Origin of the sequence: Microcystis aeruginosa NIES-4325 (assembly GCF_008974145.1) — a bacterium.
Classification (GTDB): Bacteria; Cyanobacteriota; Cyanobacteriia; order Cyanobacteriales; family Microcystaceae; genus Microcystis; species Microcystis aeruginosa_G.
This window is the reverse complement of the sequence record NZ_BJKP01000002.1, coordinates 136,578-163,209: the sequence shown is the minus strand read 5'-3', so window position 1 is coordinate 163,209 and position 26,632 is coordinate 136,578. Positions and strand designations below refer to the sequence as shown.

Sequence of the window (26,632 nt, the reverse complement as noted above, 5' to 3'; positions counted from 1 at the left end):
TTCGGTTGCCATGCGTCAATATCAAAAATCCCTGACGATTACCACCAGTCCCAAGAATTTCCATCGTCTCACTGCCCCCATAGAGGCGATCGTGGCTGAATCGGGCATAACGACGGGATTATGCAGTATATTTGTCTGTCACACCTCCGCTTCTTTGCTGATCCAAGAAAATGCCGATCCCGATGTTCTCACCGATTTGGCCAATTTCTTCGCCAAGTTAGTCCCGGAAGATAGCAGTCTCTACTATCACTCTACCGAAGGGCCAGACGATATGCCCGCGCACATTCGCTCGGTCCTAACCCAGACATCGGAACAAATCCCGATCGCTAGGGGTAAATTAGTTTTAGGGATCTGGCAAGGTATCTATCTCTGGGAACATCGTCAGAGTCGTCACCAAAGGCAAGTGGTGGTTCATATCACCGGGGTCTGAAGCTTTGCGTATAGTTTTGTAATAGAAACTTTACTCGTACCCCTCATAGGAGTAAGATTTTTTCCGTGTACGATCAAATTGTTCGCTTTTTGAACAAAGAACTTCATATTTCGTAACAAAAGGAAACAATTTATGCGAAAATTGTTCGCTCTGGCCCTGGTGCTATCTCTCTGGTTCACCTTTGCCGCTCCAGCGTCGGCTGATTTGTCCAATCTGACCCCTTGTAGCGAAAATCCCGCTTTCCTACAAAAAGCGAAGAGTTTCCGCAACACCACTCCTGACCCCGAATCGGGAGCCAAGCGCGCTCAAACCTACTCCCAAGCTCTCTGTGGACCGGAAGGCTATCCGCACCTAATTGTTGATGGTCGTTGGGATCACATGGGCGATTTCTTTATCCCTAGCATCCTATTCCTGTACATTGCTGGTTGGATCGGTTGGGTTGGTCGGGCCTATTTAATCGCCGTGCGCGACAGCAAAGATGCCGAAATGAAGGAAATCATCATCGATGTTCCCCTCGCTTTGAGCAAAATGTTAACGGGGTTCCTCTGGCCGTTGGCGGCTTTACAAGAAGCCACTTCTGGTAAATTAACCGTTAAGGATTCGGAAATTACCGTTTCCCCTCGTTAATTTTTGTGTCAAACCCTTGACTTTTTATTCCCTAGGAGAACTCAGATGGAAGGACTTACTAAATTTCTCTCGTCCGCACCCGTGTTAATTATGGCGCTGCTGACTTTCACTGCCGGGATTTTAATCGAATTTAATCGCTTTTATCCCGATCTCTTATTCCACCCGCTAGGTTAAAGGCAATCTCAGGTGATTAAAGGGGATACAGAGTCCACTGTATCCCCTTTTTAAGGGCAATGATCACAGGTATTGGCGAAATATTAAGAAAAGAAAGACACTGGAGACGACAGGCTCTAAAAATCGATAAGATACAGATGTCTGCAACCACAGAGGTGGGACAAACCATGCTGTTAGATAGAGATTTGATGCTGGGAAAGCGGCTGCGGTATCAAGAATTACAAGAAAAATTAAAAGAGATTTGGCAGGGAGAAAATGTTCCCGAATCGGATGAGTGCGATTATGATATCCTAGTTGTCCCTTCTTTTAGTATCGATCAGAGAGTCGGTCAAAAAGTGGCGGGTTTTTTACATTACGAAGAAAGATTATTATTTTCTCTGATTCGGTTGCGACACCCGAAAACTCGTTTAATCTATGTAACAGCGCAGCCATTGGCGCGGATGGTGATTGATTATTACCTGCAATTGTTACCGGGGATTCCTTTTTCCCATGCTAATAACCGTCTTTTATTACTGACAACTCACGATAACTCTTTTCAACCTTTAACCCAAAAAATTCTGGAAAGACCGCGCTTAGTAGAAAGAATCCGGCAAGCGTTACGTCGAGATCGTGCCTATATGGTTTGTTTTAATTCTACTAATTTAGAGCGAGAATTGTCTTTACAATTAGATATTCCTTTATTTGCCTGTAGTCCAGATTTATTGTATTGGGGTTCTAAAAGTGGCAGTCGCGAGATTTTTAGTCAAGGTAATATTCCCCATCCTGACGGTAGTTTACAGGTAAATACGGTTAAGGATTTGTTGTATGAGGCCGCTAGTTTGTGGTCTCGTCAACCGCAATTAAAACGCATGGTAGTGAAGTTAAATGAGGGGTTATCGGGAGAAGGAAATGCGGTTTTAGATTTACGTCCTTTAGGGGAAATTGTTGATAATAATAGCCTAGATTTAAGCGAGAGAATGAATCTCTTGGCTAAGCAATTAGACAAGATGAGTTTTCAAGCAAGCGATGAAAATTGGGAGAGTTTTTCCGTCAGAATTGCTGAATTAGGGGCAATTGTCGAAGCTTTTATCGAAGGAGAAGAAAAGCGATCGCCGAGTGTGCAGGGTTATATTACACCCACGGGAGAAGTAAATATTCTTTCCACTCACGATCAAATTTTAGGAGGTCCCGATGGTCAAATTTATCTGGGTTGTCATTTTCCTGCTGATGAAAATTATCGCCTACAATTACAGGAATTAGGACTAAAAATAGGGGAAATTCTGGCAGCCAAGGGGGCAATTGAACGCTATGGAGTTGATTTCGTCGCTGTGAAAAATCCGGAAACTTTACTCTGGGATTTACAGGCGATCGAAATTAATCTGCGAAAGGGAGGAACTACGCATCCTTTCATGACTTTGAAGCTTTTAACTAATGGTGAATACGATCGAGAAACTGGATTATTTTTTAGTCAACCTCACCAGGAAAAATACTATATTGCCTCCGATAATCTCCACAAACCCCAATACAAAGGTTTACTTCCCGATGATTTAATGGATATTATTGCTAAACATCGCTTGCATTTTGATAGTAGCAGTAAAACAGGAACAGTTTTTCATCTCATGGGTGCGCTGTCAGAATTTGGTAAATTAGGGTTAACTTGTATCGGCAATTCTAGTGAGGAAGCGGCGGCAATTTATCAGCGTGTGGAACAGGTTTTAGATTGGGAAACAGAGCATAGTTCCATAAATTTAGGTTATTATTCTGGATTACCGATCACTTGGATCTAACTAGACTGATTTACTGGGTATAATTTTTTGTTTCAGAGATTTAATCATCCAAGCAGGCAGTTCCTGGCAGCCAATGACCGATAGTTTTACCTTGGTTAAAAGTTGTCTTGACTGGGATGCACTTAACTGGTTTAAATGGCTTCTAAATATTTGCTATCGAGTAGAAATGAGCCTCGATCGAATTTTACACCCCAATAACCCCCCGGCCGGCGATCGATCACCGTGCCGATATTGTCGATATCGAGCAGATCCGGCGGCCGTAACATAGGCATAGGATCGGCGGTTTTCAGGTAAGGGGGAATGGCAATCAGACGGACTTTTCCCCCGACGCTAATTTCACTCATGGTACTGGCTAAATGCGATCGTGACATCGTATCTCAACTTAGCATATTTCAAATCATTCTAAAGATAGATTTTCCAAAGAATAGGTGTTGTGTAAACTGTCATCGTCCGCCTTTGTCCTTGGGTTGGGGTGTTGCTTGACCTAGCGGCGAGGGTGGCGATCGCTATCAGTACAACCAAAAAAACCAAAATCTGAATCGCTAGTTGGGGAGAAGAATGTAAAGATTTATTAAATTGTACTTTTTGATACAGTTGTGGGGGGGGGAATGTGTATAATCCCATTGTCTCCCTTTGGAGTTGGGTTAAGGTGTTGCCTGACCTAGCAAAGAAACGACAAAAGTAGGCTAATAGCCTCAAAGCTAAGACTACAAACTTACACACAAAAAACACTACTCAGGAGTAAAAAATGAAAAATTGGACTTTAGCCTTGGCTCTTGGAGCGGCTGCAACGACTACAATGATTGGCTTTGGAGTAAATCCTGCTTCGGCTTTGACATTTAATTTTCGTTTCGATATAGATTTTCCCTCTGCTCTCAATCCCACACCAGTTAATGCCACATTGATCACGGAGGATTTTTTGACCACTGAATCAGGCTTTACTGGATATAGAGTTACATCCATAACTGGAACTCAAGGTACAAGTCCATTTGCCGATCCAGAGAGTGGTCCAATAATTGGTCTATTAGCTCCAGGCACAACTCAGATTGGTCCATTCGCTGCCCTAAACGATAATCTATTTAATCCAAATGGTGTTGAAAACCCTGGAACTAATACAGCATCTGCCTTTTTCTCTCAAGGGGGACTTGCTTACACGATTAATGAAAACAACACCACTCCTCCTACTGTTGATCCTTATCAGGCATTCTATGATGCTGCTAGTCAAAGTTATATGGGGTGTTTGACCCCGTGTGTTACTATTAGAAACCTAAAGCTAGTTCCTGAACCCTCCTCAACCGCTGGACTTTTAGCTATTGGCTCCTTTGGTGCATTAGGTGCCGCTTCAACCCTGAAACGCAAACTAAAATCATCCAAAACATCAGAAAAAGAAACCACAAAAGTAGGCTAAATTGCTGACAAAATACGATAAATGCCCCTTCATTCAGTCAGTTGAGGGGGTTTATTGTATAATAGGGACATGATTAAATCAAGAGGATTTTGGTTATGCAACAGGTGACGATTGAGCTACCCACCACCATAATTAATGCTCTAGCCGCCTACAATCAAGAGCATAAGGTATCTTCTTCTGATACAGTACAAACGGCTATAGAATCATTTTTAATAGCGAAAGGCTATTTATCCAAACCGAAAAAATCTTTTCACTTATCTCCCGCACCCAAAGGAAGTGGCTATACTGACACATCCATCAATCATGACGCTGTTTTAGCCGAAATTACTCTGTCCCATAAATTACCTTAAGCTCAAATCTTGAAAGCGATTATTGCCGACACAACCCCCCTTTACGGAGCGATAGATACCAGTGATCAATATCATAGTAGAGCGCAAGCAGAGCTAAGACGCATAGAATCGGAAGATTTAACAGTTATTATCTCTTTCCCCGTATATATAGAAACTTACAGCTTGCTTCTATATAGATTAGGATTTGAACAAGCCAATCATTTCACACAAAATTGCTTAGAATCTGCTAATCTGATAAATCCGACAGAAGATCAGTATTTCGCAGCCATAGCAAAAGCTAAACAATTTCCTGATCAAACTATTACTATTGTTGATGCTTTGACTGCTATCATCTCAATCGAATTAGATCTACCTGTTTGGAGCTATGATTATCATTTTGATATAATGCGGGTGAAAGTATGGAGATAACCCTAAAGTGCCAACTAAAACCCTCCAAACCCTCAGAAAAGGAAACCACAAAAGTCTCCTAAAAAACATTAATAAAAAACTCGTAATCGCCCCTTCATTCAGTCAGTTGAGGGGGTTTATTTTTCCCCTTTATTAACTTGATTAATAACAAATCAAACTTTAAAAACCCGCTCCCTTCTCCCCATTTTCTCGCTTTCCTATACCTTTTAAACAGTATTTATTAGGGTCAACAAGAGTTTTAGGGAGACAAATTAATCAATACTTTTGCCTCTTGCCTCTTGCCTCTTGCCTCTTGCCTTTTTCAACTGGTCCCTAAAAAGGTCTTAATTTTAGGGAAATACAGTTAAAGGAATCCATTCGTAGGTGTTGACAATGCCTTGAAAATAATCATTAATAGTCTCTCTGGAATAGGGAACAACACCATCTTCACCAAACCAACGTTCATAAATTGTCACCGCTTGTTGTTGGTCACTAACGATCCCTTCCATGAATTTTAATAGCGTATAATTCACTGTATCGCGCCATTTAGAATCATTTTCGGGTAAAGTACAGGCATAGGATTCGTAGGCGTAGGGATAGGAGGGAACTATGGCTAAATTATTAGGATTTTTAGCACTTTTTCTTAAACCTTCTAGGGTAATGCCATCACTGGCAAAACCATCAATTTCTCCCGTTTCTAGTTTTTGTAAACCCTCGCCACGACTTTTAACTTTGACCAAAATAGCGGCAGGTTGTTGGGTTTTAATTACTGCTTCATTAGTAGTATTGGCAATCACTCCAATGCGTCTTCCTGCCAGGCTGCCGATGTCATCGAGATTACTACCTTTGCGGGTGAGCAATTGAGTGCCACTGGCAAAGTAACTAACGGAAAAATCCACTTCATTTTCTCTTTTCCAAGTAAAAGTAGTGGAGCCACATTCGATATCTATCACCCCTGTTTTCAACTTTTCAAAACGATTTTGGGGAGTAATCTCAACAATTTTTAATTTAATTGGTTTTCCTAACTTCCGTTCGGTTTCCTTGCGAATTAACTCTAACATATCAAGGCTGTAACCCACCCACTTGCCTTGGGAGTTGACAAAACCAAAGGGAATAGCATCTTTACGAGCGCCAGCAGTAATTACCCCAGTTTTTTGAATGCGATCGAAGATTGCTCCGGCAAGGCTAGAATGGTTACTGGTGACGGTTAAAGCTACTGTCATCGTCATGACGGCAAGTGTACGCTTCATTTTTTTCCCTAATCTGAAAGTGGCTCAAGTCTGGGACTGTTTCAGGAGACTGAGAGTTTCCCAGAGGGAGATTTTTTAGCGGTGATTGCTGGGGACAAAAAAAGAGGAGAGATGTTACTCTCTCCCCCTTTTAGTTTTTTGGACAACATTTTAAATTGTTTTTTCAGTTGTCGCTGTCGGGCCGAACCGCCCTTGCCTTTGTCGTTACGTCCCTGACGGCGGGGGGACTCCCATCGCTTAAGTCGCATAGTTTTTAATTCAAATTTAGTCAGTTATCTGTATTATAACATGGTTAACGTCAGTTTGGGTTAAGGAATGCCGAATTCTAGTTAACCAACCTTGTCCACCTAATTAGTATTCTCCCATGCTTAGTCAGCAACTTTGGCACAGCCATCAAGATCTAGTACAAGCTTGTCTAGAACACCCTTTTGTGCGAGGTATCGCCACAGGAGAGCTTAAACGGGATTGTTTCGCTTTTTATGTCGGTCAAGATGCTTTTTTTCTGGAATCTTTCGCCCGTGCTTACAGTATCGCCGCCGCTAAAGCTCCCGATTGGCAGGGATTTATTAGCTTTCATCGGTTAGCGGCAGGGGTATTACAGGAGTTAGAATTACATGAAAATTACGCTTTACAGTGGGGGGTTGACCTGAGAAAGGTTCAGCCCGCTAATGCCACCCGTCGCTATAGGGATTTTCTTCTCGCTACCGCTTGGATGGGTGACATCGGTGCGATTGCCGTGGCGATGAGTCCCTGTATGCGTCTTTATGCTTATCTGGGTCAACAATTAGCCTTAGAACCGATTTCTGAGAATCCCTATCAAGCTTGGATTGATAGTTATAGTGGGGATGAATTCGCCGCTTTAGCAAGCCAGTTAGAGGAATTGGCGGATAAATACGCCCTGATGACGGAAAATATCTCTTTATCCTATCGTTATGCCCTTATTTGTGAACAGGACTTCTTTAGTGCCGCCTACAGCCGGGGCAAATCTTAAAATTTTCCCGTCACAATGTTAAGAAATATAAATGACGCTAAGATTAAGGTAAGCAAAATCGTCATTATAAAAATAATGTTTCCTTCGCAACCCACCGAAAACGAACTACTGAAAACTATCTTGGAACCTCTACTAGAGGATTTCACCCATTGGTTTTCCCGTTCCCGTCTCCTCCTCGAATCCGAGAGATTATCCTTTCTCAGCGTCGAGGAACAAAACGATTTATTAGCAAGAGTCAAAAACGCCCAACAGGAGGTGGCCACGGCTCATTTACTCTTTAAAACCACAGGTGGTCAGGTGGGTATCGAGGCCAAGATGTTGTTGCCTTGGCATCAGCTGGTGGCAGAGTGTTGGGGTGTCAGCAGTCGTCGTCGTCGATTACAGGGTTGGGGGGAATATCCATCTCCTCAAACTGATGCTTAACCTGAAACTTTTTGGTAAGCTAGAGAGTTGAGCGAATTTTTAGCATAAAGTTTTGGCAATTAGGAATATTCACACATAATTCATGGGAGACTCAGCCAATGTTACATCTGCTCTATATCCTCGCCTTCACAGTTATCGCTTTTTTGACCATTAATAATTTAATTCGTAGTCTGATTACTGTCAGCATGGATTCCCAGAAACGTCCTGCTAAATCGGCTAATTCCTATAATCCCTACGGTTATCCCATGACTTCCCATCCCGAACTTTTGGACGAGGCCGGACAACCGATTAATGAACCTCTGTTAGTGATTCGTTCTCTCACTGTGGAAGATGCTCGTCAGCAGTTAGATGCCATTTATAATTCTTCTCCCAGTGTCACCAAAGAGCAGGATGAAGAAATCTAATTGGTTCTAGAATGGCGGTTCTTGAAAACAGATATATTTATCTACACGGTTTTGCTTCTGGCCCCCAATCAACAAAAGCACAATTTTTGAGGCATTGTTGGCAAGATAGGGGTTTAGCGATGGAAATTCCCGATCTTAACGGTGATGACTTTTCTAGCTTAACTCTCACTCGTCAGATTCTTCAAGTCGGCCAATTGATTGAACAATCTCAGCTTCCCGTTACTCTGATTGGTTCCAGTTTTGGCGGTTTAACGGCAGCTTGGCTGGCAGAAACTTATTCTCAGGTGCAAAGGCTCGTTTTATTAGCTCCGGCTTTTAATTTCGGGCCGGTTTGGTTGGGAAAATTGGGAGCGGAAACCCTGGACAATTGGCAAAAATCTGGGAGTTTATCGGTTTATCACTACGGTTATCGTCGTTATCTGCCAATTGATTACAAGTTTATTGAGGATTTAGCTAATTATCCCCAAGAAAAGTTAATCAGGCAGCTCCCCACCCTGATTATTCATGGTCGTGCTGATGAGGTGATTCCCCTAGAAAATAGTCGCCATTATCGCATAAATCGCCCTTGGGTAAAATTAATCGAATTAGATAGTGATCATGCCCTTACCGACGTTTTGACGAGAATCTGGGCTGAAATACAATTATTTCTCAATTTTTGACTAAAAAAGCCCCCCCCTTCCATTGGAAAAAGAGGAGAGTATTTAGTATATTTGTATTGAATTTTGAGAAGATTTTTCAGCTTCTAAGTCTCAAGACAAGAGATTTTCTCCTGATGTGTTTCTACTACCAAAGTCCGCGGATAGGAGATACACTAGGCTCGGCAGCGGGTTGGGGAGCAACTTCAGTAAAGGTTCTGGTTTCTGGGGGTAAAGCGGGAAGTCCCCAAGCGGGTTCTTTTTGGTTAACTTCTCTTAAAAGTTGCGAGCGATTAGTGCTGGTGGTGATTTCCGATTTTAGTTTTAAGCGGGAAACCCAATAGGGACGAGCTTTACCCACATAAACTAATTTGCCATCTACCACTTGCAAAATCACGTCATCGCCACCGGTGGCATCCCCAACAATACGAGCGGTGGTTCCGTCGGCAAAGTCGCCACTGAAAATTTCTTTGCCATCCACTGTTACAGGTCTGATCAATTGGATGGACATAATACCACCCACGGTTCCCCGGACGCGACCGAGTATATAGTCACCGGGGTTGAGTTGCGGCTCACCTCTGTAGGTGTTATGGCCGCGCAGTTGACTGATCAGGATTTCGTTATTTTGCGGTCCTGCTTGTGCGGGTACAGCACCAACGGTAGTTAGGGCAACTAAACCGGCAAAACCAGCGACAAGGGAAATTTTGTTAAACACAATTACCTCAAGCAAAAAATTGGTAAATTACCTATAGACGTTCTAAATTATAACTTAGTTCCCAATTTTGTCTATATTGCGAAATATTTGTTTAATAATTTCTCGATCGAGCGGTTGGAGGTTCGGGTTTTAGGGTGTTGGGGTTTTAGGGTGTTAGTTGAAATTCCCCCATTCCCCACTTCCCCTAAAAACCGGATGAAGCTAGGCTTTAAGATCGATCGATATTGCTGAATAATTCAGGATCGAGGGTGGGTAGTTCGATATCTTTTTCCGCTGGGGGAGAGGTTGACTGGAAGCGATTGAAGGTTTGTTGAACGCGATCAAAAATGGTGATTTTTTGCTCGCTATTGTTCTGGGGTTCGGGAATAGGTTCCACTTCTAGCGGAGGCTGAATACCGGGGGCAGGTTCGTTAATCTCTTTTGTCTCTGGTATGGTGGTTAGGGGAGATTCGATCGCTTCAGGGGTTTCCTCGACCTTTTCGATTGTTTCTGTCTCTACTGGTTTTTCTTCCACTATTGGGCTTTCTGGCTCAATAACGGGTTTTTCCTGCTCAACTACAGGGATTTCCTCAACTACAGGGATTTCCTCAACTACTGGAATTTCCTCAACTACTGGAATTTCCTCGACCTTTTCGATTGTTTCTGTCTCTACTGGTTTTTCTTCCACTATTGGGCTTTCTGGCTCAATAACGGGGTTTTCCTCAACTATAGGGCTTTCTGGCTCAACCACAGGGGTTTCTTCCTCAACTATAGGGCTTTCTGGCTCAACCACAGGGGTTTCTTCCTCTGGACCTGGAATGATTTTATAGTTGGGATCAACAATGCTACGGGCAATTGTAGGGGATAAATCGCCGCGGATCAATTGACTGAGGCCGTCTTGGTAAGAGGGATCAAAGCTAATCACGCGCACGCTGGTATTAAACTCGTTTTCGACTTTATTTCCCTTGCCATCGATGAATTCTAGTTGTACCCAGTTATTGCCCTTATCAAAACCCTTGAGATAGATTGGTTCCCAAGTATCAAGTAGAAAACTTTCACCGTTGACAGTGACACGAATGCGCCAATCTTGAAGATTATTATCCCCGTTGGCAGTATTGGACAGACGTAGAGGAGCATTACTCAGATAAAAATCGAGCAGGATCGGTTCTGCACCGTAGATTCCTTGCGGACTACTGTAGGTTAATAGGGGTAAGTTGTTATCGGGAGCATTTTTGCCTGTTTTTGTCAGAATATGAAAGGTTGTTTCAGCGAAGGCACCATCATTTTTAAAACTTTCCTGCCAAGGACGCAGGGCTAAGACGCGGAGGGTGTGAGTACCAGCGGCAAGATTTTCTAGGATAATCGGTTGTTTGAGGTCGTAGATAGCTGCTGCTGGTTCATTATCGACAATTAGACTCAAGTGGGGTCCTAATTTCAGGGTATCGTCTTGGAAAATTGGCAGATCCGACACTTGTAGTTTAACTGTCACCTGAGGGTCATCGAAAACTTGTTCGGCCAGAGGACTGAGAATCGTTACTTGGGGAGCGTAACGCTCTAAACTGGGACGCAGTTCCTGAATTAGGGCTGGGGGGGCAACCTCAGAAATGCGGCCTTGGACGACGGGAAGATTAGAGGTTTCAGAAGTGGGGAGATTGGTGGCCGTCAGGCGATCGCCACAGGCGGTTAACAGGGTGGTCAGTAAACCGATCACAAGACATATACGAAGGGTTTTGACTGGGATTAATTTATGTAGTAGGGATAGCACGTTCCTCCTAGAGCCAAGGCCAAAATCTATACAAACCATTGATTTTTGCTAGAGTCATTGAATCCTCTGGTGTCAGCAAAAGCGCGAGAAGATCAGGTTATGGCCTCAATTTTACAGAATTGTTTGATTGTTTTTTGAGAATCTATCCATTGAATTTTCTATATGGTCTGGTGAGGCAGAAAAAGGGGAAATCGGCTGCCGAGACGACAATTGATAAACTTTTGTAAAGAAAAATCACCGGTCTGACTCTGACTAAGACCGTCCATAGCAGAAAATGTCTCTCCTATCAAGGATTAAGAGAATTTTAATTATTGTTAAGCACAACGAACAGACAAGAGAACAAAGACTTATCATCTACTATTGATGCTTTCGACTGGAATCTCACCCAAGAGGAAAGTCAAGCGACATTAACAAAAGGTGGGTCAGATTTCAACTTGCCTTTTTTAGGTTAAAAAATCTATCCTCAAATAAAACGCTAAGTCTATTGTCGAGAGAGGAGAATCCTCATGGCACTCCCCCCCAAAGAGGCGGTAGCTAAAGTGATTGTAGATAAAGACCCAGTACCTACTTCCTTTGAGAAGTGGGGGCAACCGGGGCATTTTGATCGCACTTTAGCCAAAGGACCCAAAACCACCACCTGGATTTGGAACCTACACGCCAACGTCCACGATTTTGATAGTCAAACCAGCGATCTCGAAGATATTTCTCGGAAAATCTTCAGCGCCCACTTCGGACATCTCGCCGTTGTCTTCGTTTGGCTGAGTGGAATGTACTTCCACGGCGCGAAATTTTCTAACTATGAAGCTTGGTTAACCAACCCGCTGGCCATCAAACCCAGCGCCCAAGTGGTCTGGCCGATCGTCGGTCAAGGCATCCTCAACGGTGATGTGGGCGGTGGTTTCCACGGTATTCAGATCACCTCTGGTCTGTTCTACCTCTGGCGCGCCTCCGGGTTCACCAACAGCTATCAGCTATACTGCACCGCTATCGGTGGTTTAGTTATGGCGGGCCTGATGCTGTTTGCTGGTTGGTTCCATTACCACAAAAGCGCACCGAAACTGGAATGGTTCCAAAACGTGGAATCGATGATGAACCACCACTTGGCGGGTTTACTCGGCTTAGGTTCCCTAGGTTGGGCCGGTCATCAGATTCACGTTTCTTTACCGGTGAACAAACTCCTCGATGCGGGAGTTGCTCCCCAAGATATCCCCTTGCCCCACGAGTTCATTCTCGAACCGAGCAAGATGGCGGACTTATATCCCAGTTTCGCCCAGGGTTTGACCCCCTTCTTTACCCTTAACTGGGGTGCTTACTCGGATTTCCTCACCTTCAAAGGTGGCTTGAACCCCGTGACCGGTGGTCTCTGGCTTTCCGATACTGCTCACCATCACTTGGCGATCGCTGTATTATTCATCATTGCTGGTCATATGTACCGTACCAACTGGGGTATCGGTCACAGCATGAAGGAAATCCTCGAAAACCACAAAGGTCCCTTCACCGGTCAAGGTCACAAAGGACTGTACGAAATCCTGACCACCTCTTGGCACGCTCAGTTAGCGATTAACCTGGCTCTCTTAGGTTCGCTAACCATCATCGTGGCCCACCATATGTACGCCATGCCGCCCTATCCCTATCAGGCGACGGACTACGCCACCCAACTATCCTTGTTTACTCACCACACTTGGATCGGTGGCTTCTTAATCGTCGGTGCGGGAGCGCACGGAGCGATCTTCATGGTGCGGGACTACGATCCGGCCAAAAACGTCGATAACCTGCTCGATCGGATGATCCGTCATCGCGACGCAATTATCTCCCACCTGAACTGGGTATGTATTTTCCTTGGCTTCCATAGCTTCGGTTTATACATTCACAACGACACCATGCGGGCTTTTGGTCGTCCCCAAGATATGTTCTCGGATACGGGAATTCAACTACAACCCATCTTTGCCCAATGGGTACAAAGTCTCCACACCCTAGCCCCTGGCAACACCGCTCCTAACGCTCTCACTACCGCTAGTTATGCTTTCGGTGGCGACGTGGTAGCAGTGGGTGGCAAAGTGGCCATGATGCCGATCACTCTCGGTACTGCCGATTTCCTCGTGCATCACATCCACGCCTTCACCATCCATGTAACGGTGTTGATTCTCCTCAAAGGGGTTCTCTACGCTCGCGGTTCCCGTCTGATTCCCGATAAAGCGAATCTCGGTTTCCGTTTCCCCTGCGATGGTCCCGGTCGCGGCGGTACCTGCCAAGTTTCGGGTTGGGATCACGTCTTCCTCGGCCTGTTCTGGATGTACAACTCCCTCTCGGTCGTAATCTTCCACTTTAGCTGGAAAATGCAGTCCGATGTCTGGGGAACCGTCGCCCCCGATGGCACTGTCACCCACGTTACCCTCGGTAACTTCGCCCAAAGTGCCATCACCATCAACGGTTGGTTACGGGATTTCCTCTGGGCGCAAGCGGCGCAAGTCATTAATTCCTATGGCTCCGCTCTGTCCGCCTACGGAATCATGTTCCTAGCCGGTCACTTCGTCTTCGCGTTTAGCTTGATGTTCCTGTTCAGTGGTCGCGGCTACTGGCAAGAACTAATCGAGTCGATCGTCTGGGCGCACAACAAGTTAAGAGTTGCCCCCGCTATCCAACCTCGCGCCCTGAGCATCATTCAAGGTCGTGCCGTTGGTGTGGCTCACTACCTACTAGGCGGTATTGTCACCACTTGGGCATTCTTCTTGGCCAGAAGTCTCTCGATTGGCTAAACTTGCCTATAAAGGCTTGCCAGTCCCCCGGGGATTGGCAAGACTAGGCTGAACCAGCGTCGATTGACCGATCCCTCTGTAAGCGTTTCCTATTACAGTAGGTGAATTTAAAAAAGGAAATAACCAGCACTCGTGTAAGAGCCTCAGTTATTTAGAGAGGAGAATTTCCTAAACAGCTATGGCAACTAAATTCCCTAAATTTAGCCAAGATCTAGCCCAAGATCCGACCACCCGTCGGATTTGGTACGGGATCGCCACAGCCCACGATTTTGAAAGTCATGATGGCATGACGGAAGAGAATCTCTACCAAAAGATTTTCGCGTCGCACTTCGGCCACATTGCAATCATTTTCCTGTGGACTTCCGGTACTATATTCCACGTCGCTTGGCAAGGTAACTTCGAGCAGTGGATCAAAGATCCCTTAAACATCCGTCCCATCGCCCATGCGATTTGGGATCCCCAGTTCGGTAAAGGCGCTGTGGATGCCTTCACCCAAGCTGGTGCTTCTAATCCGGTTAACATCGCCTATTCCGGGGTTTACCACTGGTTCTACACCATCGGTATGACCTCCAACCAAGACCTATACCAAGGTGCAGTGTTCCTGCTGATTCTCTCGGCGATTTTCCTCTTTGCTGGCTGGTTACACTTACAACCTAAGTTCCGTCCTAGCCTCGCTTGGTTCAAAAACGCTGAATCTCGCCTGAACCACCACCTCGCCGCTCTGTTCGGTGTTAGCTCTCTGGCTTGGACCGGACACCTGGTTCACGTTGCTATTCCCGAATCCCGCGGTCAGCACGTTGGTTGGGACAACTTCCTCTCCACTCCCCCCCACCCGGCGGGTTTACTACCCTTCTTCACTGGTAACTGGGGTGTGTATGCGGAAAGCCCCGATACTGCTAACCACATTTTCGGTACCGCCCAAGGCGCAGGAACTGCGATTCTCACCTTCTTAGGTGGTTTCCATCCCCAAACCGAGTCCCTCTGGTTAACCGATATGGCTCACCACCACTTGGCGATCGCTGTGATCTTCATTGTGGCTGGTCATATGTACCGCACCAACTGGGGCATCGGTCACAGCATTAAGGAAATCCTCAATGCCCACAAACCCCCCAGTGGTAAGTTAGGAGCCGGTCACAAAAATCTTTATGACACGGTTAACAACTCTCTCCACTTCCAACTCGGTTTGGCCCTGGCTTCTTTAGGCGTGATCACCTCTCTGGTGGCGCAGCATATGTACGCGCTACCCCCTTATGCTTTTATCGCTAAGGACTACACTACCCAAGCGGCTCTTTATACCCACCACCAATACATCGCTGGTTTCCTAGCGGTGGGTGCTTTCGCCCACGGTGCTATCTTCTTCGTGCGTGACTATGATCCCGAAGCGAACAAAGATAACGTGCTGGCGCGGATGCTGGAGCATAAAGAAGCGATCATCTCTCACCTAAGCTGGGTTTCCCTTTTCTTAGGTTTCCACACCCTCGGCCTCTACGTTCATAACGATGTGGTCGTCGCTTTCGGTACTCCCGAAAAACAAATCCTGATCGAACCTGTGTTTGCTCAATTCGTGCAAGCAGCTTCGGGTAAAACCCTGTACGGCATGAACGTACTGTTGTCTAACCCCGATAGTATCGCTTACACCGCCTATCCTAACTACGGTGATGTTTGGTTACCCGGTTGGTTAGACGCAATCAATAGCGGCACTAACTCCCTATTCTTAACCATCGGTCCTGGCGACTTCTTAGTTCACCATGCGATCGCTCTTGGTTTACACACCACCGTTCTAATCCTGGTTAAAGGTGCTTTAGACGCTCGTGGTTCCAAATTAATGCCCGATAAAAAAGACTTCGGGTATTCCTTCCCTTGCGACGGTCCCGGCCGTGGCGGTACTTGCGACATCTCTGCTTGGGATTCCTTCTACCTAGCCATGTTCTGGATGTTGAACACCTTGGGTTGGCTAACCTTCTACTGGCACTGGAAACACCTCGGTGTCTGGTCGGGTAACGTGGCTCAGTTTAACGAAAACTCCACCTACCTGATGGGCTGGTTCCGCGATTACCTCTGGGCTAACTCGGCTCAGTTAATCAACGGTTACAACCCCTACGGTGTTAATAACCTTTCTGTCTGGGCTTGGATGTTCCTCTTTGGACACCTCGTTTGGGCAACCGGTTTCATGTTCCTGATCTCTTGGCGTGGTTACTGGCAAGAGTTGATCGAAACTATCGTTTGGGCCCACGAACGCACTCCTCTGGCGAACCTCGTTCGTTGGAAAGACAAACCCGTGGCTCTCTCGATCGTTCAGGCTCGTTTGGTTGGTTTAGCTCACTTCACCGTTGGCTATATCTTCACCTACGCCGCCTTCTTGATCGCTTCCACTGCTGGCAAGTTCGGCTAAACCTTGAATTAGGTGACTAAAAAACCCCCCGCCATTTGGTGGGGGGTTTTGTTTATGATTGATCATAAAAGCGCGGCTCAATCTCAAAAATCTATGCAGGTGGAAGAATTAAAACAGCTTTATGATCAGGACTTTGTTTTGTGGATTGAGCGAACCATTGAACAAATTCGACGCGGGGAGATGAAAAATTTAGATTGGGAACATCTTTTAACGGAGATAGAAGATTTGGGTAGAGAACAAAGAAACAAAGTGGAAAGCTATCTAATTCAAACCGTTAAACATTTATTAATGTATCAGTATTGGCTGACTGAAAAAGGCAATTATGGCTGGGAATAGGCCGATGAAATCGATAATTTTCGTCTAGAACTAGAAATTTTATTCCAGTCAAAAACCCTCTACAATTATGGGGCTTCTAGGCTAGATATTATTTATGATAAAGCCAAGCGATCGGTAATCAAAAAAACTGGTTTATCTGTTGATACTTTTCCGCAAGTTTGTCCTTATACTTTTGCAGAAATTATAGATTTTGATTTTTTACCAGTAGAATAGGAGAATCAAAGGCGACCTCCTGTAAAAGTAAGTGATCGAGGTGCTATCGGTTCAAAATATCTAAAACTTCAGATAAATTTGACATAATCTTGGGTTTTATCGAGAGGATATTTGTTTCTTGTTTTTTTTCTCCTCCTGTCCTTCGTCTCCTTACATAAGGGAAGATTTTTGATTTTTGCAGGAGATCTAGGCAGGAAAAAAAATTATCGTTATAGTGAAGTTGTGGCTTATTTTGTCAGCGGTAGAGTATTATGAGTCAAAAATCTTACGAAGTTTTCCAAGCAGTGGAAAATAAAGCTAACCTTCTAGCGGGTTATTGGAAAGATGAAGCCTTAAAATTAGTCGATTATATGTCCTCTTTATTATGGGGAAGTTCTCAAGTAAAAGAACGATTAATTGGTTATTCAGAACAGGAGTTTTTAACTCGCTTAGAAAATAGTTTATCAGTGTTATTTTTAAGATTTGCTCGTCCCGTTGCTGAAACATTAATTCGCGGTCCTGTTAACAGTGATACCCGCAGCCAAATTGTCAAATCCTTAGGGGCTGATGTGGAACTGATTGATAACTATTATCAAGGATATGAACCTGCTTTTAGAGTCTTAAAAAAATACGTTAAGTATGGTTCTGATTTACTCTTTAACTCTAATCTTCGTCAACAGGTGTTAGGTGTAACAGAAATTGCCAAAAACGTTATCGGAATGAAAGTAGATACAGTTATCGATTTAGCCGACCAATTAACCCCACCCAGAGAGGTTGTTACCTTTGAAGTAACTAATGATATTAACGCTTTTGAAGAATATCTACGCCATGGTATTTTTGAAGCTGCAGGATTTGAGTCCTACTGTATTCAATAAGTAGTCGTGTAAAATTAATTTCTTGGTTAGGATAGGCAAAAGGCAATAGGCAATAGGCAAAAGCTTTATCGAAATGTGTAATTAATTTTGCTTAGGTACTTAATTAAGAGGATTAGTGGATATTTTTCGAGAAAAAGAAGGAACATGGGCAGGTGTCGCCCAAAACGAATGGTATAAGGAGAATCCTCAGCTTGTGGCAGAATTACCCGCTAATTTGAAATCTCAAGAATTTAATTTAGAAGTTAGTGAACGACTGAGACAATTAGCAATTGCCTTGAAAAGAAATAGTTAGTCTCAGTAACGTTAGCTATTGCGACGATGGCGGTAAATTAAGGTGATTTGGGGGGTGTGGGTGGTTATACTAAATCCGTTGAGTATAGGCTACATATCAGGATAGGCAAAAGGCTTCGACGGTGAGACTTCGACAGACTCACTAACACTCAGTTGAGGTGGGGTCAATTACCTAATTTTCAGGGAAAAAGTACCTAAAATTTCCCCCCCATCGCTCTTATGTCCAGCACTTTTTGAGGGCAAAAAAATCTAAAAATCTTACCCTGTTTTTAGATTTATTCAGGAAACCCTAGGTTAAATTTTGAGTTGATCGATTAAATCGCGCATAATTTTGGCCGAATTATGTAACTGTTCCGTTTCTCTGGGACTGAGAGCAAGATTCAGGGTTTTAATCACTCCTTTCTCGTTAACCACCGAGGGAATACTTAAACACACATCTTTGAGACCGTATTGACCATCGAGGAGAGTGCTAATAGTGAGAATTCTTTCTTGGGAACGTAAAATCGCTTTAACGATATCCGTGGCAGCTAAACCGATCGCATAGCTAGTATAACCCTTGCGTTTGATAATTTCATAGGCGGCGTTTTTAACCTGAAGAAAAATTTCTGTTAAGCTTTCTTGGTCGGTTGCGCTTAAATCCTGCCAATCTCCTTCGAGTAACCTTGCTCCTCCGATATTAGCCGAACTCCAGACAGCAAGCTCACTATCCCCGTGTTCACCGATAATATAAGCGTGGACGTTACGCGCATCTACATGGAGTTGGGTGGATAAAAGAGAGCGTAAACGGGCAGAATCTAGCACCGTACCCGAACCAATCACCCTAGAAGGCGGAAAACGGGTTATTTTCAGGGTAACATAGGTCATGATATCGACGGGATTACTCACCACCAAAATCAAAGCACTGGGGCAGTAAACAGCCACATCTGCGAGAATACGGCGAAAAATTGCCACATTTCTTTCAAGGAGATGTAATCGGGTTTCTCCCTCTTTTTGGGCGGCCCCGGCAGTAATAATCACCACATCGGCATTTTGTCCCACATCGGCCACGGTTCCCATTTTCAAGTCTGTGGGTTCAATAAAAGGCATTCCGTGCCTTAAATCCATCACTTCCCCTTCGACTTTATCCGTGGCGATATCCTGGAGAATTAATTCATCAAAACAGTCTTGAATTAACATCGAGTAAGCGCAGGCCATCCCCACCTGACCAACACCGATAATTACTCCCTTGCGAGGACGTAGAGGTGCGGGTTTTTCAGCGTAGGGATTGGGAGTAAATATTTTATCTAACATAGATTTTTGCAGTTACTGGCTCGGTAAGCTCATTTTAAGGGGAAATGGTTAATATCAGGTAAAAGGAGACTATAAAGAGATTTTGAGGACGTTATCGGCAATTTTTCTCTGGTAATTAGTCGGACGAATTTCTTGTCTTTATTCCCTGACCTCTAGTTTAAGAGAATTGAGGGCTACTGACAGCTTCAGGCTATATCCTAAAATTAGGAATAAGGTAACAGTAGGAGGCGAACCGATGATCTATCACATCACTACAGAAAGAGGTTGGCGAATAGCTCGTGAAATGGGGGAATATCGGGCGCATTCTCTAAAAAATGAGGGATTTATCCATTGCTCCACCTTAGAACAAATTCCGAAAGTTGTGGCCGCTTTTTATCAAAATCAGCCAGATTTGCTGGTTTTAGCCATTTCTCCTGAACAATTGCAGTCCCCAGTTAAATGGGAGCAGCCCCAACATCCTAACCCAGAAAATGCAACTCTAGAGCTAGAAAGAGAGACTTTTCCCCATATTTACGGTGCTATCAACCTAGAATCGGTGGTTTTTGTCAAACCATTACAGGATTTAATCAATTTCTAGAACTAAATCATCTAACTCTTGGTAATCGGGGAGAGTAGTATCGATGCTCAACCCGCGCCGAATCACGAGACGATCCCACTGTGGCCGCGATAATAGCTCGCTAAAGTAGCGAGCCTTGAAAATTAACAAATTTGCCTCTAGACCCGTCTTAATGCGCCCTAAATGGGGCAATACGAGCAGATTTGCTGGGGTGAGGGTGACACTATTTACCCAGTCAGCGTAGGGTGTATCGAGATGGGCAATCCGCACCGCTTGGGTAAAGACTTCTAAACCATCGTGATCCCCAAAACCATAAAAGGGATCGCGACAGTTATCGCTGGCAAAAGCCACTGGAATTCCCGCTTTTTTCATCTCTTTTACCTTAGTTGTCCCGCGCCAAAAGGGGGTTTTTTCCTTTTGACGATCCTGTAGGTAGAGATTGCACATCGGCAAGCTAACGATAGCAATGCCCGCATTTTTGACTAAATTTAGGGTTTCTTGGATTATTTCAGGGGATTGTACTGCTAAACTGCAACAGTGACCACAGATGATTTGTCCGTCAAATTGCTCTTTGATAGCAGTACGCGCGATCGCTGCTAAACAGGTAGAATCGGGGTCGCCGTTTTCATCCAGATGAAAATCGAGATTTAAACCCCTTTCTTGGGCTAATTTGAAGGTAATATCAATTTGTGCCTGTAAATCGGGATTTGTGTAGGCTACTCCCCCTAATATGCCGCCAAATTCGGCAATTTTATCGGCTAAGGCCGCTCCCTCGGAGGTTTGATAGTAGTCAAGGGAAACTAGAGAAACCGCTTGCAGGGTGATTTTACCTGCCCATTGTCGTTGCAATTCTGCCAAAGCGGTTAAGCTAATCTGTGCCTGTTGACCAAAAGAGTCGATATGGGTACGAATAGCGGCGGTTCCGTGAGCATAACTGCATTTAAGGCCGAATTCCATGCGACGATACACATCCTCTAAGCGCCACTGCCGTAGAGAATCCTCTAGGGCCATTTTTAAGGCACTGTCAAAAGTGCCATCATGGTTAGGACAACGATGCCAACTGTGACCTTTATCGAGATGGGTGTGCATATCGACAAAACAAGGAAAAACAAGCTTTTTTTTGAGGTCGATAACGGGAATATTGTCTTCGGGGGGGATGGTTGAGGTGATGCGATTAATGTAACCGTCATTAATTTCTAGATGAATTAAGGTTAATCCCTCGGAGGTTTGGGGAGAAAAACTCTCATTTTCTAGGAGGGAAACGGGAATATGGGCATTTTTGAGCCAGTAGCGATTGCTTGAGGGAATCATTGAAATTTTTGGGTCTGAAACCCGTAGTTTTACGACGACAATAGATTTTCTGCAAAAATCAAAAATCTGACCTTAGGTGAGGAAACAGTAGATAGGAGATAGGAGGAGAAAAAAGCAAACTATCCATAAAACCTAAGATTATGTCAAATTTATCTGAGGTTTTCGATATTTTGACCTGATAGCGGCTCGAGAACTTACTTTTGCTGGAGGTGTAATGAAACAGAAACCCAAATCGTGCCTATCCCGCTACGCGCTCGGGTAGGGACTCCCGCAGGTTAATGGACACCCTACTCCCCCAATCTCAATTCCCCCAATAACTGAAGGATGGTTTTTCCAGTGACAGGATCTCGCCAATCGGGGGCAATTTCTGCCAGGGGAAGCAGCACGAAGGTGCGTTCTCGGCAGCGAGGATGGGGTATCTGTAATTCGGGCGTTTTTAAGATCAGGTTATCATAAAATATTAAGTCTAAATCGAGGGTACGCGGTCCCCATCTTTCCCGTCGGACTCTCCCGAATAACTGCTCGATTTCTAATAATTTATCCAGTAAATCTAGGGGCGATAAATCCACTTGCACAATGGCGCAACCGTTGAGATAATCGGGCTGAGGCGGTCCGACGGCGGCGGTTTGATACCATTGGGAATGAGCTTCTAGTTTAATTCCTTTGACTCGCTCTAATTCCCCTAAAGCTTGCCCTAAAATTGTCGCTGAATCTCCTAAATTACTGCCCAAAGCGATCGCTGCCCGCTTCATCCACATCCTTCCTCAACAATAATCTCGGCTAATTCCCCCGTCGCCCCCAAAGATTTACCTAAAAATATATTGACATTTGGATGCTTTTGTGATAGTGCAAAAACTTGGGCTTCGATCGCGGCCGTAATTCCACCAGCAAAGAGGAAATAGGGCAGTATAGAAATTTTTCGGCTACCTTGAGCGATTAAACTCTCGATTTGTTGGGATAAACTCGGTTCGATCGACCAATAAGCTGTAATTGCCCCAAAAAACGCTGCTAGATTTTCCACCTCCCGATTACCGCCAGGGCGACGACTACCGTGGGACAGTAAAATGCGCTCTTGATGGCTTAAATCGGCAAATTGTCGGGATAACAGCGATTTTATGCCCTGATAACTGCCTAAATGGGGCTTTAACTCTAGCTTGATCGGCGATCTCACTTTGGCCACGGCTGCGGGAATATCTTCTTTAACGTGAACCCCCGACAGGAGAAACAGGGGGATAATCTGCAACCGGTTACATCCTTGGCTTTGTGCTTGTTGGGCAAAAGCTTCTATTTGTTGATGGAAAGGTGTTATCGCTAATTCGAGGGCAGCCGTCCCCACTAATACCCGACTATCTGCTTCTAGAACCGCTAGAGATGGGCTAAACTCCGATTTACTCGCCAATCTTTCGGCGGGTTGACTGATTTTTTCCCGAACTAAGGCTGCTAATCGTGTCAGCGCCAGGGCTGGACGCGGATCGCGACTACCGTGGAAAACCAATAAGTAGGCTGAGGAGGTCTTCAAAGAAATCTTGCCAAAATAGTTTAGCTTTTAGCCTAATACATTTTGTCTCCCTTTAGGCATCAATGCCCCTGATATTCTCAATTTAGCCTATCTCGATTGGCAAGCAGAAAAGCTCCCACTAGCTCCAAGCACTAACATTTTACGGGATGTGAAGTGAGAGCCAATCAACCCACATCTTATCCAACAAGGTTTTTAGATTTGTTCAGCCAGTCCTATCTAATTAATAGTTTTGTTCTCATCATCATCAAAAGTCAATAAAGTTGAAGTTAGTCAAGTTTAACTAGCGTAATTCATCTGCTAATATTTATCTTTATTTACTGCTCAAGAAGTTGTCATTAGAACCTTAAAATCAAGTCAGGTTAGCGGCAGCTGTGCGCCGACTATTTTCCCCTTCTTTTTCAAAAAGACAGGGACAACCTTTGATCCTAACCCATCGATCGAAAAACTACTATTGGGTCCACTGGTAGCAACAAGGTGAACGGTGACAGAACTTAACGGCCTATGATTAAAGACGAGGAATCAGAACCCGAAATAAATCCTCGCTCCGCCATTGCCTTGATTCTCCCTGATAATTATGGGACTTTTTGCCCGTCACCAAAACCTCCGTCAGTGGTTCAAATCCCAACACTTCGGACGTAGCGCCACCGATAGTCGTTATGCTTTACTGGTCGCCTGTTTAATCGGAATTCTCTCCGCCCTGGCCGCTATTATCCTGAAATTGGGCATCGGTTGGTTAGGTGGTTGGCGGGTGCATCTAGTAGCCAATTCCTCTCCTTTCCTAGTTTTGCCCCTCGGCGGTTTTCTGCTTGGTTACAGTGCCGGTTGGATTGTGGAACACTTCTCCCCCGCGGCTGCCGGGGGTGGTATTCCTCAAGTAAAAGCAGCCCTAGCTAAATATCCTTTGCCCCTATCTTGGCGCGTCGCCCTCGTAAAAATGATCGGGGCGATCCTGATCCTTGGCGGTGGTTTAACCCTTGGTCGTCGGGCCCCCACGGTACACATCGGGGCAGCCCTAGCAGCCCAATTAAGCGTCTGGCTGCCCACCAGTCCCGATCACCGTCGTCAGATGATCGCAGCCGGGGCAGCCGCGGGGTTAGCGGCCGGTTTTACTACTCCCATCGCTGGGGTTCTCTTTGTGATCGAGGAATTAATGCGCGATGTTTCCAGTATGACCCTAGAAACGGCGATTGTGGCTTCCTTTACCGGGGCGGTGGTGTCGATGATGCTGCAGAATACCCCCTCGATTATCACTGAATATGCCAATATTAGCTTCTCTGCCCAAGAAATACCGATTTATTGCCTTTTGGGGGTTTTAGCGGGCTTATTGGGGTCTTTATTCAATCAAGGCATCCTTTTTTGTAGTCAGCTGCAGCGGCGTTGGCGGTTATCTCTGGCGTGGCGGATCGGTCTGGTCAGTGGGTTATCGGGAACGGTAGTGGCTTTTTTACCCGACTTTTTTCGAGATAATACGGGTTTACGCGAGTTTTTGCTGGCAGGGGAATTAAGTTGGCAGAATACCGCCCTCGCTTTTGTGGTCTATTTTTTCCTGACGATGATTTCCTATAGTTCCGGCGCCCCGGGAGGACTGCTCGCCCCTGCTTTGGTGTTGGGATCCTGTTTGGGGTTTCTGGTGGGGGGAATCGAGACGAAAATTATGGGTTTCGGCAGCGAACCTAGTTATGCTTTAGCGGGTATGGGGGCCTTTTTTACGGGAGTAGTCAGGGTTCCAGTAACGGCGATCGTGATTGTCTTTGAACTGCATCGCAATTTTAATATTGTGCTGCCCCTGATGTTGACCTGTGCCGTTTCTTATATCACTGCCGAAAGCATTCTACCCGGTTCTCTCTATCAGCATTTACTTTCCGCTAGTGGTATTATTCTCAACGAGGAAACCCCTGCTAATGATGTGCTGGCCCATCTGTCGGCTATGGATGTGATGCAATCGCAGGTGGAAATTCTGCCGGCGGATTTACCCCTGGGGGAAGTGGTGAAAATTATGTCCCGTTCCCATCATCGCGGTTTTCCCGTGGTGGAACAGGGGCGACTATTGGGGATTTTTACCCAAAGTGATCTGGATAAATGGCGATCAAAAAACAGTCAAACTGTCCTACGGGAGATCATGACTCCCAATCCGATTACTGTAGCCCCCCAGGCAGCCTTAAGCGATGTTTTATTTCTCTTAAATCGCTATCAGCTTTCCCGTTTACCCGTTACCGATGGTCAAAAACTGGTGGGGATCATCACCCGCACTGATATTATCCGGGTGGAAGCTGATCAATTGGGGGGGGTTTGTCAACTGCCCCAACCCACTACCCCTTCCTATGTGGTTTATCAAACTCGTTCCCCGGCCGTGGGAATAGGCCGGATTTTGTTACCTATTGCCAATCCCGATACCGCTACCGCTTTGTTTAAAATTGCCGCTGCTGTCGCCCGTGAACGCAATTATGAGATAGATTGTCTCTATGTGATTACTGTGCCTCGTCTTAGTTCTCCGGCGGAAGTCCGGGTAGATACGCGGGAAGGACGCAAATTACTTCATCGTCTGGAAAGATTAGCTCGACAGCAGCATATCTCTGTTCATACACAAATTTCGGTGGCTCAGGATATCGCTGAAGGGATTTTGGCAACGATTCGCGAACGACACAGCAATTTATTAATTATGGGTTGGACGGGGGAAAGATCCACCACTGGGGCGATTTTTGGGTTTTTAGTCGATACTTTGATCGCTGAAGCTCCCTGTGAAACTATCTTGGTAAAATTGGGAACAAAGGATTGTTTTCCCAACGATCTTAATCGGGAAAGGATTTGGCTGATTCCCACCGCCGGCGGTCCGAATGCCCAACGCGCTTTAGCATTATTGCCTAGTTTGCTGTCTTTGTCCGAGTCCTCCCATCATCCCGAAGTTTGGTTATCTAAAATCTATTCCCCCACGGAGTTACTGCCAGATCTGTCTATTTTGGAAGTTTTACAAGCATCTTTACAAAAAGCGATCGCACAGCCGATTGTACCTTTACCGATTCGTTCGGCCTCTCCGGCCGAGGCGGTAATTAATCTGGTAGAATCGGAGGATTGTTCTTTGGTGCTTTTGGGTGCATCTAGGGAAAGCTTGCTCAATCAGTTCTTAAATGGCAATATCCCCTCGACGATTGCCCGTGCGGTTAATTGCACTGTCATTCTCGTGCGAGGGGAATTATCGGATTAGTTGATGAGCTAGGCGGAAGCTAAAGTTAAACCGAAGGGTACGGTATTGTCAATTTTTGCCCCTTGACTTTCCTCTAAGGAATGGGGGTAGAATATTTCCCTGTCTAGTTGACCATCGGAGTCATCGTCATCCCCATCGCTGATATAAAGGCGCTCACAGGGGATGTTATCGGAAAGGATGGCACTGGCCATCATACCCGTATGAATCTCTAAGAAAGCATCTGCTAGGGTCTCAAATACTAAACGCTGCCCGGGGAAAACCACCCTTTCAAAATACCAGTTAGCAATATTGGTGATGCGAACAATTTGAATATGACTGGTCGCATTCACATAGCAACAAAGAATACTATTTTTCTTGCCGTTGGGGAGGGGATCGAGAATCTGTGCCATAGCAATTGGGGTGATTTTAAAGTGGGTTTGTCATCGCTCCTTCACCGTAACATCCTTTGATCCCCGATAGCTGTAAAGATGATTACATTACTCTGATAAAAATCTACTGATCGCTTTTTCTGGTTATAGAAAGCGGTTTTTATTAAAAAATGATTAAATTTAATTAATGCCTAGTTTTGGCTATTTGTCAAGGGGGTAACTACGTTTTTTGGCTGTTTT

General features: G+C 45.0%; 28 protein-coding genes and 1 pseudogene. 18 read left to right on the top strand and 11 right to left on the bottom strand.

What is annotated here, in order from left to right:
• The first annotated feature begins 10 nt into the window (after positions 1–10).
• From MiAbW_RS01930 to MiAbW_RS01915, 4 genes are all read left to right on the top strand, one after another.
• On the top strand, positions 11–430 hold the full coding sequence (locus MiAbW_RS01930) for a secondary thiamine-phosphate synthase enzyme YjbQ (protein ID WP_151694694.1): 420 nt from the start codon (positions 11–13) through the stop codon (positions 428–430).
• A 132-nt stretch (positions 431–562) separates the two neighbouring features.
• On the top strand, positions 563–1,057 hold the full coding sequence (locus MiAbW_RS01925) for a photosystem I reaction center subunit III (protein WP_004163740.1): 495 nt from the start codon (positions 563–565) through the stop codon (positions 1,055–1,057).
• Between the two features lie 45 nt (positions 1,058–1,102).
• The gene (psaJ, locus tag MiAbW_RS01920; RefSeq protein ID WP_002738148.1) at positions 1,103–1,231 is read left to right on the top strand and encodes a photosystem I reaction center subunit IX; all 129 of its coding nucleotides are present in this window, start codon (positions 1,103–1,105) and stop codon (positions 1,229–1,231) included.
• Positions 1,232–1,398: 167 nt separating this feature from the next.
• A complete protein-coding gene (locus MiAbW_RS01915; protein ID WP_151694724.1) occupies positions 1,399–2,997 on the top strand; it encodes a peptide ligase PGM1-related protein in 1,599 nt (532 codons plus the stop codon).
• 131 nt (positions 2,998–3,128) lie between these two features.
• Here MiAbW_RS01915 and sipA read toward each other — a convergent pair whose 3' ends face one another.
• Together sipA and MiAbW_RS01905 are read right to left on the bottom strand one after the other, a co-directional pair.
• Positions 3,129–3,341 (bottom strand): regulatory protein SipA, encoded by a 213-nt coding sequence (sipA, locus tag MiAbW_RS01910; protein ID WP_151694723.1) that lies wholly within the window; start codon positions 3,339–3,341, stop codon positions 3,129–3,131.
• Positions 3,342–3,399: 58 nt separating this feature from the next.
• A complete protein-coding gene (locus MiAbW_RS01905; protein WP_151694693.1) occupies positions 3,400–3,621 on the bottom strand; it encodes a hypothetical protein in 222 nt (73 codons plus the stop codon).
• 124 nt (positions 3,622–3,745) lie between these two features.
• On the opposite strand from MiAbW_RS01905, the gene MiAbW_RS01900 reads away from it, so the two are divergent.
• The 3 genes from MiAbW_RS01900 to MiAbW_RS01890 all read left to right on the top strand — a co-directional run bounded on the left by MiAbW_RS01900 (position 3,746) and on the right by MiAbW_RS01890 (position 5,163).
• Positions 3,746–4,405, top strand: coding sequence for a PEP-CTERM sorting domain-containing protein (locus tag MiAbW_RS01900; RefSeq protein ID WP_151694692.1), 660 nt, complete (start codon positions 3,746–3,748; stop codon positions 4,403–4,405).
• A 95-nt stretch (positions 4,406–4,500) separates the two neighbouring features.
• Positions 4,501–4,755, top strand: coding sequence for a hypothetical protein (locus tag MiAbW_RS01895; RefSeq protein WP_002750614.1), 255 nt, complete (start codon positions 4,501–4,503; stop codon positions 4,753–4,755).
• Positions 4,756–4,764: 9 nt separating this feature from the next.
• Positions 4,765–5,163 (top strand): type II toxin-antitoxin system VapC family toxin, encoded by a 399-nt coding sequence (locus MiAbW_RS01890; protein ID WP_002750612.1) that lies wholly within the window; start codon positions 4,765–4,767, stop codon positions 5,161–5,163.
• A gap of 329 nt (positions 5,164–5,492) precedes the next feature.
• On the opposite strand, the gene MiAbW_RS01885 is transcribed toward MiAbW_RS01890, so the two are convergent.
• Together MiAbW_RS01885 and MiAbW_RS01880 are read right to left on the bottom strand one after the other, a co-directional pair.
• A complete protein-coding gene (locus MiAbW_RS01885; RefSeq protein WP_151694691.1) occupies positions 5,493–6,392 on the bottom strand; it encodes an amino acid ABC transporter substrate-binding protein in 900 nt (299 codons plus the stop codon).
• A gap of 41 nt (positions 6,393–6,433) precedes the next feature.
• On the bottom strand, positions 6,434–6,640 hold the full coding sequence (locus MiAbW_RS01880; RefSeq protein WP_151694690.1) for a hypothetical protein: 207 nt from the start codon (positions 6,638–6,640) through the stop codon (positions 6,434–6,436).
• Between the two features lie 116 nt (positions 6,641–6,756).
• Between MiAbW_RS01880 and MiAbW_RS01875 the strand changes: the two genes are divergently transcribed.
• From MiAbW_RS01875 to MiAbW_RS01860, 4 genes are all read left to right on the top strand, one after another.
• On the top strand, positions 6,757–7,383 hold the full coding sequence (locus MiAbW_RS01875; protein WP_151694689.1) for a TenA family protein: 627 nt from the start codon (positions 6,757–6,759) through the stop codon (positions 7,381–7,383).
• Between the two features lie 15 nt (positions 7,384–7,398).
• Positions 7,399–7,806 carry a DUF2605 domain-containing protein gene (locus tag MiAbW_RS01870; RefSeq protein ID WP_151694688.1) on the top strand — a complete coding sequence of 136 codons (408 nt, stop codon included), beginning with the start codon at positions 7,399–7,401 and terminating at the stop codon, positions 7,804–7,806.
• Positions 7,807–7,904: 98 nt separating this feature from the next.
• Complete coding sequence (locus tag MiAbW_RS01865; RefSeq protein ID WP_002748921.1) at positions 7,905–8,210, top strand: DUF2973 domain-containing protein; 306 nt, start codon at positions 7,905–7,907, stop codon at positions 8,208–8,210.
• Positions 8,211–8,221: 11 nt separating this feature from the next.
• Positions 8,222–8,869, top strand: coding sequence for a YqiA/YcfP family alpha/beta fold hydrolase (locus tag MiAbW_RS01860; protein WP_151694687.1), 648 nt, complete (start codon positions 8,222–8,224; stop codon positions 8,867–8,869).
• 124 nt (positions 8,870–8,993) lie between these two features.
• Here the strand turns inward: MiAbW_RS01860 and MiAbW_RS01855 are convergent, their stop codons facing one another.
• Both MiAbW_RS01855 and MiAbW_RS01850 read right to left on the bottom strand, forming a co-directional pair.
• Complete coding sequence (locus MiAbW_RS01855) at positions 8,994–9,560, bottom strand: hypothetical protein (protein WP_151694686.1); 567 nt, start codon at positions 9,558–9,560, stop codon at positions 8,994–8,996.
• A gap of 208 nt (positions 9,561–9,768) precedes the next feature.
• The gene (locus MiAbW_RS01850; protein WP_151694685.1) at positions 9,769–11,343 is read right to left on the bottom strand and encodes a hypothetical protein; all 1,575 of its coding nucleotides are present in this window, start codon (positions 11,341–11,343) and stop codon (positions 9,769–9,771) included.
• A gap of 467 nt (positions 11,344–11,810) precedes the next feature.
• Here MiAbW_RS01850 and psaA point away from each other — a divergent pair, with 467 nt between their 5' ends.
• The 5 genes and pseudogenes from psaA to MiAbW_RS01825 all read left to right on the top strand — a co-directional run bounded on the left by psaA (position 11,811) and on the right by MiAbW_RS01825 (position 18,147).
• On the top strand, positions 11,811–14,060 hold the full coding sequence (gene psaA / locus MiAbW_RS01845; RefSeq protein WP_371730748.1) for a photosystem I core protein PsaA: 2,250 nt from the start codon (positions 11,811–11,813) through the stop codon (positions 14,058–14,060).
• 178 nt (positions 14,061–14,238) lie between these two features.
• A complete protein-coding gene (gene psaB, locus MiAbW_RS01840; RefSeq protein WP_151694683.1) occupies positions 14,239–16,452 on the top strand; it encodes a photosystem I core protein PsaB in 2,214 nt (737 codons plus the stop codon).
• Positions 16,453–16,506: 54 nt separating this feature from the next.
• Positions 16,507–17,001, top strand: a pseudogene (locus MiAbW_RS01835) (DUF29 domain-containing protein).
• A 251-nt stretch (positions 17,002–17,252) separates the two neighbouring features.
• Positions 17,253–17,855: a hypothetical protein gene (locus tag MiAbW_RS19485; RefSeq protein WP_238707170.1), complete on the top strand. Its 603-nt coding sequence runs from the start codon at positions 17,253–17,255 to the stop codon at positions 17,853–17,855.
• A 115-nt stretch (positions 17,856–17,970) separates the two neighbouring features.
• Positions 17,971–18,147 carry a hypothetical protein gene (locus MiAbW_RS01825; protein ID WP_238707169.1) on the top strand — a complete coding sequence of 59 codons (177 nt, stop codon included), beginning with the start codon at positions 17,971–17,973 and terminating at the stop codon, positions 18,145–18,147.
• Positions 18,148–18,440: 293 nt separating this feature from the next.
• Here the strand turns inward: MiAbW_RS01825 and MiAbW_RS01820 are convergent, their stop codons facing one another.
• Positions 18,441–19,436, bottom strand: a complete 996-nt coding sequence (locus tag MiAbW_RS01820; RefSeq protein WP_151694682.1) for an L-lactate dehydrogenase — start codon at positions 19,434–19,436, stop codon at positions 18,441–18,443.
• Positions 19,437–19,671: 235 nt separating this feature from the next.
• Here MiAbW_RS01820 and MiAbW_RS01815 point away from each other — a divergent pair, with 235 nt between their 5' ends.
• Positions 19,672–20,013 (top strand): DUF952 domain-containing protein, encoded by a 342-nt coding sequence (locus MiAbW_RS01815; RefSeq protein ID WP_151694681.1) that lies wholly within the window; start codon positions 19,672–19,674, stop codon positions 20,011–20,013.
• Here the strand turns inward: MiAbW_RS01815 and MiAbW_RS01810 are convergent.
• From MiAbW_RS01810 to MiAbW_RS01800, 3 genes are all read right to left on the bottom strand, one after another.
• The gene (locus MiAbW_RS01810; RefSeq protein ID WP_151694680.1) at positions 19,999–21,303 is read right to left on the bottom strand and encodes a cytosine deaminase; all 1,305 of its coding nucleotides are present in this window, start codon (positions 21,301–21,303) and stop codon (positions 19,999–20,001) included. The two genes, MiAbW_RS01815 and MiAbW_RS01810, sit on opposite strands and share 15 nt — an antisense overlap.
• A gap of 287 nt (positions 21,304–21,590) precedes the next feature.
• Positions 21,591–22,055 (bottom strand): 2-amino-4-hydroxy-6-hydroxymethyldihydropteridine diphosphokinase, encoded by a 465-nt coding sequence (gene folK / locus MiAbW_RS01805; RefSeq protein ID WP_151694722.1) that lies wholly within the window; start codon positions 22,053–22,055, stop codon positions 21,591–21,593.
• Entirely contained in the window at positions 22,052–22,822 is a 771-nt protein-coding gene (locus MiAbW_RS01800) for a sirohydrochlorin chelatase (protein ID WP_151694679.1), read from the bottom strand. Before MiAbW_RS01800 ends, folK begins: the two co-directional genes overlap by 4 nt.
• Before the next feature lie 574 nt (positions 22,823–23,396).
• Here MiAbW_RS01800 and MiAbW_RS01795 point away from each other — a divergent pair.
• Positions 23,397–26,024 carry a chloride channel protein gene (locus tag MiAbW_RS01795; RefSeq protein ID WP_151694678.1) on the top strand — a complete coding sequence of 876 codons (2,628 nt, stop codon included), beginning with the start codon at positions 23,397–23,399 and terminating at the stop codon, positions 26,022–26,024.
• 8 nt (positions 26,025–26,032) lie between these two features.
• Here the strand turns inward: MiAbW_RS01795 and MiAbW_RS01790 are convergent, their stop codons facing one another.
• A complete protein-coding gene (locus MiAbW_RS01790) occupies positions 26,033–26,413 on the bottom strand; it encodes a DUF1830 domain-containing protein (protein WP_151694677.1) in 381 nt (126 codons plus the stop codon).
• Between the last annotated feature and the right edge of the window lie 219 nt (positions 26,414–26,632).

What these genes read in the sequence shown, in the direction of transcription:
- MiAbW_RS01895 (WP_002750614.1), top strand. Translation starts at nt 4,501, where the DNA reads ATGCAACAGGTGACGATTGAGCTACCCACCACCATAATTAATGCTCTA.
- MiAbW_RS01865 (WP_002748921.1), top strand. Translation starts at nt 7,905, where the DNA reads ATGTTACATCTGCTCTATATCCTCGCCTTCACAGTTATCGCTTTTTTG.
- MiAbW_RS01860 (WP_151694687.1), top strand. Translation starts at nt 8,222, where the DNA reads ATGGCGGTTCTTGAAAACAGATATATTTATCTACACGGTTTTGCTTCT.
- MiAbW_RS01850 (WP_151694685.1), bottom strand. Translation starts at nt 11,343, where the DNA reads ATGGTTTGTATAGATTTTGGCCTTGGCTCTAGGAGGAACGTGCTATCC.
- MiAbW_RS01815 (WP_151694681.1), top strand. Translation starts at nt 19,672, where the DNA reads ATGATCTATCACATCACTACAGAAAGAGGTTGGCGAATAGCTCGTGAA.
- MiAbW_RS01915 (WP_151694724.1), top strand. Translation starts at nt 1,399, where the DNA reads ATGCTGTTAGATAGAGATTTGATGCTGGGAAAGCGGCTGCGGTATCAA.
- MiAbW_RS01930 (WP_151694694.1), top strand. Translation starts at nt 11, where the DNA reads ATGCGTCAATATCAAAAATCCCTGACGATTACCACCAGTCCCAAGAAT.
- sipA (WP_151694723.1), bottom strand. Translation starts at nt 3,341, where the DNA reads ATGAGTGAAATTAGCGTCGGGGGAAAAGTCCGTCTGATTGCCATTCCC.
- psaB (WP_151694683.1), top strand. Translation starts at nt 14,239, where the DNA reads ATGGCAACTAAATTCCCTAAATTTAGCCAAGATCTAGCCCAAGATCCG.
- MiAbW_RS01870 (WP_151694688.1), top strand. Translation starts at nt 7,399, where the DNA reads ATGTTAAGAAATATAAATGACGCTAAGATTAAGGTAAGCAAAATCGTC.
- MiAbW_RS01900 (WP_151694692.1), top strand. Translation starts at nt 3,746, where the DNA reads ATGAAAAATTGGACTTTAGCCTTGGCTCTTGGAGCGGCTGCAACGACT.
- folK (WP_151694722.1), bottom strand. Translation starts at nt 22,055, where the DNA reads ATGAAGCGGGCAGCGATCGCTTTGGGCAGTAATTTAGGAGATTCAGCG.
- MiAbW_RS01810 (WP_151694680.1), bottom strand. Translation starts at nt 21,303, where the DNA reads ATGATTCCCTCAAGCAATCGCTACTGGCTCAAAAATGCCCATATTCCC.
- MiAbW_RS01905 (WP_151694693.1), bottom strand. Translation starts at nt 3,621, where the DNA reads ATGGGATTATACACATTCCCCCCCCCACAACTGTATCAAAAAGTACAA.
- MiAbW_RS19485 (WP_238707170.1), top strand. Translation starts at nt 17,253, where the DNA reads ATGAGTCAAAAATCTTACGAAGTTTTCCAAGCAGTGGAAAATAAAGCT.
- MiAbW_RS01885 (WP_151694691.1), bottom strand. Translation starts at nt 6,392, where the DNA reads ATGAAGCGTACACTTGCCGTCATGACGATGACAGTAGCTTTAACCGTC.
- MiAbW_RS01790 (WP_151694677.1), bottom strand. Translation starts at nt 26,413, where the DNA reads ATGGCACAGATTCTCGATCCCCTCCCCAACGGCAAGAAAAATAGTATT.
- psaJ (WP_002738148.1), top strand. Translation starts at nt 1,103, where the DNA reads ATGGAAGGACTTACTAAATTTCTCTCGTCCGCACCCGTGTTAATTATG.
- psaA (WP_371730748.1), top strand. Translation starts at nt 11,811, where the DNA reads ATGGCACTCCCCCCCAAAGAGGCGGTAGCTAAAGTGATTGTAGATAAA.
- MiAbW_RS01875 (WP_151694689.1), top strand. Translation starts at nt 6,757, where the DNA reads ATGCTTAGTCAGCAACTTTGGCACAGCCATCAAGATCTAGTACAAGCT.
- MiAbW_RS01820 (WP_151694682.1), bottom strand. Translation starts at nt 19,436, where the DNA reads ATGTTAGATAAAATATTTACTCCCAATCCCTACGCTGAAAAACCCGCA.
- MiAbW_RS01925 (WP_004163740.1), top strand. Translation starts at nt 563, where the DNA reads ATGCGAAAATTGTTCGCTCTGGCCCTGGTGCTATCTCTCTGGTTCACC.
- MiAbW_RS01880 (WP_151694690.1), bottom strand. Translation starts at nt 6,640, where the DNA reads ATGCGACTTAAGCGATGGGAGTCCCCCCGCCGTCAGGGACGTAACGAC.
- MiAbW_RS01795 (WP_151694678.1), top strand. Translation starts at nt 23,397, where the DNA reads ATGGGACTTTTTGCCCGTCACCAAAACCTCCGTCAGTGGTTCAAATCC.